Source organism: Streptomyces sp. x-80 (assembly GCF_046549095.1).
In the GTDB taxonomy this organism is placed as follows: domain Bacteria; phylum Actinomycetota; class Actinomycetes; order Streptomycetales; family Streptomycetaceae; genus Streptomyces; species Streptomyces celluloflavus.
On sequence record NZ_JAJPWM010000045.1, the window covers coordinates 19742 to 29540 of the forward strand.

A 9799-nucleotide genomic window follows, 5' to 3' on the forward strand; every position below is an offset into this window, starting at 1 on the left:
CGATCCGCTGATGTCTACCGATGCCCGTCCCGTCCTGGTCCCGGTCACCGTCGAGGCTTTCGTCGCCAACGACAAGGTGGCGAATGTGCCGGTGGCCCGCTGGACCCCCAACTTCCATCTGACCGCGATCCACCGCAGCCCCGAGCCCGACCCGTTCAGCAACACCGCCACCACAACCGAGCGCGGCATCATCGTTCGCTGGCGACTGCCGGCCAACCTCCAGTCCGGACAGGTCGATGCCAACACCGGCGCGGTGCGCTTTCCCTACGTGCCCAATCGCTGGGCCGTCATCCGCAGAGTTGCCGCCACCGGCCAGAGCGTGGGCTGGGTCGTCGAGAGCGACTACTTGGACCGCCAGAAGGGCACCGTTCCTTTCCTGCAGCCCTACAAGCCGGACGTCCACGACGGACCGAGCCCCTTCCGCTCCAGCCTTGGCCTGACCCGGATCGGCCGCAAGCTCGCGCTGGAGGACGCCGCCCAGGGCGCCGGCGACCAGGCCGAGCCCTTCCTCACCTCGCTGGGGCCGGGCCTGACCACCTTCGCGGACTACGAGCCCTACCACACCAACGTCTTCTCGCTGCACGACACCGACCTCGCCGACGCCGCCGACTACGACTACTTCGTCGTCGGCTGGCACACCAACCCCGACGCCGCCGACGCCCTGCGCCGGCCTGCGGCCGCCCACGCCGCCCCCCTGGATGCCGAGGACCCGCAGGCCGAGCTGCGCGCCCAACTTGCCGACCTGAACTGGGCACTGAGCGAAAACGACATCGCCGCGCTGGCCCAGATCCCCCGCGAACAACGCCTGTCCGTGTACTGCGGATCACTCACCGGCGTCGCCTGGGACAAGGCCGGCCCGCTACCCGTCTCCGCCCGCCCTCAGAGCCTGCAGCAGGTCTCCCTGGCCGTCGGCCACAACACATCCGACGCCCTCACCGCACTGCTGCAACCGGCCCCCGCCCGCCAGATCCCCGGCGCCGAGCCCCCGGCCCCTGGCGCGACGGGCATCCGCGGTCAGGAGCCCGTCCCACCGGAACAGGAACTCGCCTTCGAAGCCGCCCAGAACGGACTGCTCGCCCTCGCCGAGGAACCGGACGGACCCCTGCGCATCACCCAGCAACTGCATACCAACTGGTTCTCCCGCACCCCCGGCGGCCAGCGCTGGCTGCTGGAGCCGCAGAACGCCGCCGACGGTACCCCGCCCGACGCCCTGCCCCTCGACCTGGTCCGGGCCCTGGCCCACCTCAATGCCGCCCAAGGCGAGCTTGAGGACGCCGAACGCCGCCTGCACACCCTCCAGTGGCGCCTGTATGCCCTGTGGGCCGCCGGCGGGTCGCCCTCCATCCCCTCCCCACTGACCCGCGACCAACTCACCGCGCAGCTCGACCGTGCCCAGCCGGACAGCGCGGCCGGCCAGACCCTCGCCCAGCTCACCGAAGTTGACCAACTCACCGCCGACGTCACGGCACTGGTCGATCAGTTGCGCGTGGCCCTGCCCGCCCCCACCAACGAGCAGGCCGGCTGGAATCTGCGCACCGAGGACCGACTGCCGTTCCACCGCGCGACCGACCCGGTGATCCTGCTGCGCGGCGTCTGCGGCGACCAGCCCGCCGACCCAGTAGCGCAGGCCCCCCGGGCCTGCGCCCTCGCCCCCACACAGCCCTCCCAACCGCCGTCCGGCTTCCCGGCCGCGCTCGGCGACTACCCCCAGCCCATCCAGACCGCCTTCGCCCACCTCACCGACCTGCCCGAACCGCCGGCCTGGCGGCAGCCATGGGCACCGCTCTTCCTCCAATGGCAGATCGAATACCACTACATCCCCTACCACGCCGCCGACAGTGACCAGCCCACCTGGGTCTTCGACAAAGGCCGGTTCAGCTGCCAGGACGCTGCACGAATGGAGGTGGCTCAGCGCGAGGAAGACGGCATCCAGGCCCGCGTCATCTCCGCCCGCGGCCGCCAGTACCTGTCCTCACTGGCCCAGTTCGCCATCAAGGAACAGATACCTTCCCTGCGCATCCTGCTGGACGCAGACAACGATCCCGACGCCTCCGCTGCCTTCGACGACCTCGAACGGTGGGCCACCAACGCCAGTGTCCTGACCCAGCCCCTGGACGGCATGCTCGAACAGCTCGCCAGCCGCTCCCCGGCCTCCAACCTGGCCGCACCCCCCGCCCTGGCCGACCTGGTCGGCCACGCGGCCGACTACACCCCGGACACCGGACCCATTCCACCCGCCTTCACTCCCTGGGCCCCCAGTGAGTTCCCACACCTGCGGGCCGGCCAGTTCCGCTTCACCCGGGTGCAGGTCGTGGACCGGTTCGGCCAGACACTCGACCTGATCACCGACGACCCCGGGGTCGAGTCCCTCACCCCTCGCCCTTCCGCCAACCTTCTGTGCGGCCCGGACCCGAACCAACGCGTCGACGACGCCGGTAACCTCATCCAGCTCACCCCCCGCCTCCTCCAGCCCGCCCGCCTGCAGCACGAACTGCTCACTGCCACCGACGGCATCCCCGCCGAGCTGACCGGGGACGGCTCTCCCATCTGCGGCTGGATCATCCCCAACTACCTCGACAAGGCCCTGCTGTGCTACGCCCCTGACGGCACCCTGATCGGTGACGTCGGCCTGCGCCTGCCCGCCGGCGGCGACCAGCCGCCCACCGTGGAGGACGCCATCGTCACCTGGACCCCGGCCGCTGGCACCACCACCGGCCTGGAGGACCTGCCCCCCCACCTACGGCAGGCCCTCGCCGAACTGGTCGAACACCGCACCGCCACCGACTTCCTGGGTCTGATGGAGGTCATCGACCAGACCCTCAGCCGCACCGAAGGTGCCCCCGGCGACGACGAGAAGATCCTCGGACAGATGCTGGGCCGCCCCCTCGCCCTGGCCCGCACCCGGCTGCGCCTCGAACTCGACGGCCTGCCGCTGTACGACCCCGCCTGGCGGCGCATGCCTGACATCTGCGCTCCCGGCTTCCTCGAAACCCTCGCTCAAACCCCCACTGAGGACGGCCCGGTCGAGGTCACCGGCTACGCCTGGCCGGTCCGTCTGGGCAACGCCACGCAGGTCACCGACGGACTCATCGGCTACTTCCGTCAGGACGCCCAGGGCGACACCGACTACACCACCTTTCACCACACCATCGACGCCGTCCCCACCCCCGGCACCTGGCTCGGGCGCGCCCTGGCCAACGGCGACTACCTGCGCCCCATCGGCGAGGGCCGGGACCTGACCGTCAAGGCCACGCCTACGGGGCGCGCCCCTGGCCAAGACCCGCAGACTCCCGTCGCCGGCGAGCAGATCCTCACCGTGCTGTGGGACCCGCGCGCCACTTTGCACGCCACCACCGACCTCCTCCCCGTCACCGCCCTGACCCTGCCCGGCCGCTACGCCCAAACCCCCCTCAACACCCTGCGCCCCTACCTGCGCACCGGCCCCCTGGCCGCGATCACCCGCCCGCAGAGTCCCGACACCCCGACCACCGACGGACCCGACGCGGCGACTGAGGCCCTGATCATGCCCCTGGCCGGCCTCGCCCAGGGCAGCTGGCAGTGGAACGAGACCGTGCGCAACCCGGACACCGGCACCCTCACCGCCGCCACCTGGCCGGTGCAGCCCGCCGACGCCACCGCCCTGCACTCCGATGCCAAACCCATCCTGCGCAGCGGCACCCTCGTCCCCGTACCCGAGTCGACGAAGAAAGGAAGCCGGCCGTGAGCATCCCGCACGCCAGCCTGTGGGCCACCCGCCCGATCACCCAGGACACCGATGACCTCACCCCACTGACCGTGTTGCCCGCCGACCGCACAGTCAGCCTGGTGTGGACCGACCCCAGCACCGAACAGACCGGCTACAACTTCCAGCTGCTGTTCGACACCACGCGCCTGACCGAAGCGGACACCGAGTTCCCAGCCTGGCAGACCTCCACCGGCCGGCGGCTGCGCTACTGGACAGGTGCCCTGCCCCAGCAGCGCACCACCACCGCCATCCTCTTCGCCGTCGGCGGCGACTCTTCCACCCCCCGCCCGCTCGCCAACGCAACCCTGGACGTGGGCGACCACCCGGTGCTGGCGAACGGACTGACCATCACCGGCCGACTGACCACCGCCAGGCTGGACGTCCAGAACCTCTCGGTCGCCTGACCACGGACGGAGAAACATGAGCGAACCCACCGTGTCGTCCCACCTGTTGACCTATGACGTGACCACTACTCCGCTCACCGCGCTCGCCGGTGAAACGGCCCGTATTCGCATCACGGTCAGCAACACCAGCGACACCGACATCCAGTGCAAACAACTCGTCCTGCACCTGCCCGTGGGCCCCAACGCCCAGGACCTGACCGCCTCCACGGAGAACTTGACCGCCAACGTCACCCCGACCCCCGCCGGAACCAACACCGGCACCGCCGTCGCACTGAGCGACAACGACCTCCTCGTCCTTCCGCATGCCGAGCACTTCACCCTCACCAGCGGCCAGGAGACCTTGGCGATCGACCTGGCAGGCATCGAACTCGGCGTCCCCGGATCCGCGCACCTGACCATCCTCGAAACCGCCACCGAAGACATCGCCCACTGGCCTCTCCAGGCGGCCGAGACGACTGTTCTGGTCGGCAAGCACCTCGTCGACCAGAGCCAGCAGGACGCCCTCGTCACCTTCTGGGCTGAGCACTACAGCACGGGGCGGGACTGGGTCTCCGCCACCCGTGTCTCTGCCGGCCGGCCCGTCCGGCTGTGCTGGGCAGGCGTGCCCCAGGGGATCCCTCTAGAGCTGCACTACGGCACCGATCACATCGAGTTGCCGGCAGGAGCCACGAGCAAGGCCATCAACGCGGGCATTCAGCAGGCCACCACGTTCCTGCTCACCACGACCGCCACCTCTGGGACTGCACGCCGCCCGCTGGCCTCCCTCTGCGTCGCGGTCGAGGCCCCCACTCTGCAAACCGCCACCGTCACCGGTGCCACCACGGCCCCCATGGTGACGATCAACGGCTGACCCCTTCACGGGCAGCACGAAAGGCGACCGATCTCATGCCCTCACCCCAGCTCGACTACCTTCCCGGCAACGGCCCTCTGCCCCCGGGCAGCACCGCCTGCCTCGACCTCATCGTGTCCAACCCTCTGCGTGACCCGGTGGAACTGAAAGAACTCCGCCTTACCCTGCCCCTCGGATCCGGGGCCAACGACCTCCTCGCCCCAGGCGCTTCCCAGCCAGTCGCCGAAGTCCGTACCCCTGACGGCATCATCGCCGACGCGGACCTGGCTCAGGAAGCCGACGCCTGGACCGTGACCATTACCCTGAAGAACAACGAACACCCAGGTACCCCAGCCCAGCTCACGAGGGACCCGCTCGTCATCACCCTGAACGGTCTCCTGATCAATGACCAGCCCGGCGACACGACGGTGACCTGCGCCGAAACCACTCCTCAAGCCACCACCGCGACCACTCTCCCTCTCACCAAGGCCCGCTCCACCACAGCCACCCGCCGGCTGTGGGCCTTCGGCGACGGCGAGGACCGGCCCCGCACCACTGTCACCGCTGGCCAGCCCCTCACCCTCGCCTGGAACAGCCAACTTCCCCCCGGCCAGGCTCTCTACTACGGCGGCCGGAGCGTCCCCCTCGACGAAGGCAGCACGCACTGCCCCCTCCCCGGCGGCATTCAGCGCACCACCGCCTTCACCCTGTGGAACACCACCCAGCAGCAGGCCGTCGACACCCTCGCCGTCACCGTCCTCGACCCCCACTGGAACCGGCTCGACATCGACCAGGCCCTGACGTCCGCCACCTGCACGGTCGGCGGCAGAAGCCGCAACAGCCGGCACGGCGCGGCGACCGATGTGGGGGAGGCCGGCTGATGGGTATCTCAGTCAGCGAATTGACCGAGCACATTGCACAGGCCGGCGACAGTGTCCCCTTGGCGCAGACCATTCTGCGCCTCGGCCCCCAGGCCCAGGACTTGTTCGCCCGGTTCGGGGGAGAACTGGCCATCGACCAACCAGTCTATGACGAGCAGGCGTTGGTGCTCTCCGGCACGGTGTCCTCCCCGCACCTGGGGGAAGAGCCGCACCAGGCATGGGTCACATTCGCGACCGACAGCTCCCGTGAGGCTGTCTCCGGCCTACGGATTGTGATCTCTCTGGGAGCCACCTGGGAGATCACCAGCGATTTCCTCAACCTGGACCTGACCCCGTTCGCTGAAGGCGGCTTCTCGCAGACGGGGCTGATGCTGGCAGCGGACTCCACCGCCGCACAGCAGTGCACGGTGAGCGGCGTGCTCTTCCTCCCCCCGCTGTCCCCCGGCGGCACGGTCGGGGCGACCGCCCATGTGCCGCCCGCGCTGTGGGTAACCACCGTTGACGACACCTACACCCTCAACGGTACCTTTCAGGACTTCAAGCTCCAGGGAACGCTGTCGGAGGGCCTGGACTGCGTCAAGAACTTGCCGCTGCTCAAGCAGTCCGAAATCAGCCTGGAGCTGCCTGAAGAGATCACCACGCTCCCCGTGCCCGATGTGACCGTCACCCACCTGTCCGGCACGTTCGACGCTGCCACGCTGGAGCCGGCGGGGCTGGCCCTGGGCATTGAGATCGCTCCTCAGTGGGAGGCAATACCTCAAGTCCTGGAGCTGACCGCAGTGGCAGCCGACTTCCGGTTACGGTTCGGACGCACCCAGGCCTCGGTATCGGCACGCGGAAGGCTCTGGCAGAAGGCCGAGTTCGAGGCGGCCATCACCGCTCCCGAACTCGACTTCTGGGGCACCGTCCGCAGCGATCCAGACGGTGTCAGCGACCAGGTCCTGCCCCAGATGGGCGGACTCCTGGAGCAAGGACAGACCCCTTCCCTGGCAGTGTTGTACTGCACCGGCAACCTGCGGGATCGCTCCGTCACCGCCTGCGCGAGCTTCCGCCCCGGCACAGGCCTGTCCATCGGCCCCGGTGCCACCCTCACCCAGGCCTCGGCCGCGCTGGTATTCCCCGCCAGAGGCGCGGCGTCCGCGAGCGTGGACGCCGAAATGCAGATCGCCACCATGCCCCTGACGCTCTCTGCCTGGGTCGCTACTGCCAGGGAGTGGAGCATCTCGGGCGAGCTCGACATCCCCGTCGACGACGCCGTGGACGCTCCCGGTACGGCGCACCAGATGCGGCTGCGCGGAGCGATCACCCGTACGGTCACGGACGGGCTGGAATTCTCGGCTTCCTGGCATGCCCCCTCACCCGAACTCGGCATCAGTCTGGCCCAACTGGCCGACGCCATCGGCGTTCCCGACGGGGCCCTGCCTCAACTGCCCTGCCTGCTCACGGATGCTGCCACCACCTACCAGAGCACGAGCCAGACCCTGGGGCTCGCCCTCACCGCTTCCGCCATCGACCTCGCGGTGGTCCTAACGGGCTCCGCCGCCCCAGACAGCCCGAGCGCCGTCACCGCACCGGAAGTTGTACCCCCGTTCCTCAGCCAGGCAGGTAACCCATGAACTGGAATACCTCACAAAACGGCCACATCGTCGTCCAGACTCACACGCTCGGCGATCCGCTGCGACAACCACGTCAGCTGGCCTACGCCAGCGGCCGCATGTTCACTGAAGCGCAAGGCGCTTTGCGGACGAGCTCCGCCCGCCTCATGCCGGACAAGGGAACCGAGCTTGACCCTGCCAACATCACCGACTACCCCGGTGGCCGGGCCGCGCTCAGTGCACTTATCCAGGCGAACGGCCCCTACTGGCGGGTAATCCCCGTATTCAAAGACGCCAAAAACCTTGACGAGGCACTCGCCTTCTATAGACGCGCCCCCGGCCAGCCGGCGGTAACCGACAGGGGACGTGAACCCATATTCGGTGATACGACACAACAGCGCCGCGATCGCTTCACCGAATGGAGTAAAAGAAAGCGCCTCCTGCCTTTCACTGCTGAGCATGCGGATGCCCTTTGGAAAGAATATCAGAAGCAGCCTGGCTTCCCGTCCGGCGATGACAAATTGGTCCCTGCTGCGGTATGGGCGGCCATGAAGGGAAAGCTCAACGGCATCGTCGCCGGCGAGAACCTCGTTGGTTGGCAGGCGTACCCTGCGCGGCTCCACTTCAGCGACCTCGCCAAGGCGGGTCAGGTCAGGCGCCGCTCCTACGAGCGCGAGATACAAAAGGCCCTCACCGAGTTTGTTGTGACCAGCCTCGCAGTGGAAGACCGCGTAAATGGCCAGGTCGCTGAGGTGGATGATTTCTGCCTGACCGTGCCGGCCGATTGCTCTCTGGCCGCCAACCTGCTCGCCAAACCATCGCTCCTTGACGACCCGAAAAAAGAAGACCGGATCCGGCCGCGGGGAAGCTATCCCGCCCAGGTGGCCAACCCCGCCATCGGCGACCACGTGTGGATCAAGTTCTTCGGAGAGGCCGCCGAGGGGGGCCGCCCCTATGATCTGCAGCTGGGCTGGGGAGCCCACTACGCGACCGTTCTCATGAAGGACGGTGATGACTATCTCACCTACGAAGCCGCCGCCGACCGAGGAATATGTCTAAGGTGGGCCCGCGGCATCGGTTTCTTCGATCTGTACAACACTCAAGAGGGACATGAACGAAGATTTGCACCCGTCACGATCGACAAGAACAAGCGTTACGTCCAGCTCAATGCGGAACGCTATGACCGTGACCTGCAAGGCGGCCTCATGACGGGAAACCGGAACATAGACAGCGCAGGGAGGCGCTGGATTGATGACGCGACATGCGCTCGCCTTCAGCAAAAGGTGCAGGAAATGCAAGAGGAAGACAGCAGGGCTCTGGCCTGGATGAGCGATTTCCAGTAAGGGAGGAGTCAAAAGCTTTTCCCGCCGAAAGATACTCCATGATGCCAACGCCTCAAGTGGCGGCCAAGGGCTCGATGGCGATGCGGTCCTTTCGTCGAACAGATTGTCGCGCCGGAGGCGGTTTTCCCTCCAGCACGATGACGAGTGATGGGGGGAAACGCAGCTTGGACGACCACGTGATGCAGTTGGTACGGCAGCGGGCCTTCGTCGCCACTGCGGATCTCGCGTGCGCGGTGTGGTGCCGACACTGCCACCGCTTGAGGCGACGGCCACGCCGGCGAACCCGGATGGGACGGCCTACACCCTGGTATGCCGTGTCGGCCCAGCATTTGAGGCCCGCATCGGCAACGGTGTCGATGGTTCCGCGATGCCGGGTGGCGGTCAGGCATGTGTGGGCGGCACGTGCGAGCGAGCCCTTCAGCAGCCGCCTGAGGGGACCGGCGGGGACCTCGGCATTCATGCCGTGACGTTTATGTAGTCCGCGCAGTACGGGACGCCTACGGCGGCGCGGCCGATCATCTGCAGGGTGCCGGGAGATCGGGCATGGCCGGTTCTGAGGGGGCGGGGACGCAGCAATGCGGCCCCGCTACCCGACGAGATCTGGTTCGGCATCCTGACCCGGCAGTCGATCCGTCGCGGAACGTTCTCCAGCGTCAACGTCCTGGTCAAGCAGATCCGCGACTACATCACCTCCTGGAACCAGGAGGCAAAACCCTTCACCTGGACCGCGACCGCCGACGAGGTTCTCCCGAAGGTCCGGCTCGTCCAGACCAGCGTGAGGAAACTCGTCAACAACAATGTGAACTGACGCAAACAGGATCACGAGACACTACTGAACTTGAATGTGTGATGTCGGCTTGGTCATGGGCAGTTGCCTATGGTCAGGCCGGTGGCGGCGAGGCAACCGTCGACCAGGTGCGGGCGGTACTGGATTTTCTTGAGGCTGCGTTTAACGGCGGTGGCCATCTGGTCGAGGTTCGCGGCGGCGAGGTTGCCGATCGT

At 67.8% G+C, this 9799-nt stretch carries 7 protein-coding genes; all 7 read left to right on the top strand.

What is annotated here, in order from left to right:
• Nucleotides 1-10 precede the first annotated feature (10 nt).
• The 7 genes from ACLJWH_RS40985 to ACLJWH_RS41015 all read left to right on the top strand — a co-directional run bounded on the left by ACLJWH_RS40985 (nucleotide 11) and on the right by ACLJWH_RS41015 (nucleotide 9605).
• Nucleotides 11-3724, top strand: a complete 3714-nt coding sequence (locus ACLJWH_RS40985; protein WP_411146912.1) for a hypothetical protein — start codon at nucleotides 11-13, stop codon at nucleotides 3722-3724.
• The gene (locus ACLJWH_RS40990; protein ID WP_411146913.1) at nucleotides 3721-4149 is read left to right on the top strand and encodes a hypothetical protein; all 429 of its coding nucleotides are present in this window, start codon (nucleotides 3721-3723) and stop codon (nucleotides 4147-4149) included. Before ACLJWH_RS40985 ends, ACLJWH_RS40990 begins: the two co-directional genes overlap by 4 nt.
• A 16-nt stretch (nucleotides 4150-4165) precedes the next feature.
• Entirely contained in the window at nucleotides 4166-4999 is an 834-nt protein-coding gene (locus ACLJWH_RS40995) for a hypothetical protein (protein WP_411146914.1), read from the top strand.
• 35 nt (nucleotides 5000-5034) lie between these two features.
• Nucleotides 5035-5859: a hypothetical protein gene (locus ACLJWH_RS41000; RefSeq protein ID WP_411146915.1), complete on the top strand. Its 825-nt coding sequence runs from the start codon at nucleotides 5035-5037 to the stop codon at nucleotides 5857-5859.
• Nucleotides 5859-7475, top strand: coding sequence for a hypothetical protein (locus ACLJWH_RS41005; RefSeq protein ID WP_411146916.1), 1617 nt, complete (start codon nucleotides 5859-5861; stop codon nucleotides 7473-7475). The genes ACLJWH_RS41000 and ACLJWH_RS41005 overlap by 1 nt, the downstream gene beginning before the upstream one ends.
• Complete coding sequence (locus ACLJWH_RS41010; RefSeq protein ID WP_411146917.1) at nucleotides 7472-8797, top strand: hypothetical protein; 1326 nt, start codon at nucleotides 7472-7474, stop codon at nucleotides 8795-8797. The genes ACLJWH_RS41005 and ACLJWH_RS41010 overlap by 4 nt, the downstream gene beginning before the upstream one ends.
• A 526-nt stretch (nucleotides 8798-9323) precedes the next feature.
• On the top strand, nucleotides 9324-9605 hold the full coding sequence (locus ACLJWH_RS41015) for a hypothetical protein (RefSeq protein WP_411146918.1): 282 nt from the start codon (nucleotides 9324-9326) through the stop codon (nucleotides 9603-9605).
• Nucleotides 9606-9799: the final 194 nt, after the last annotated feature.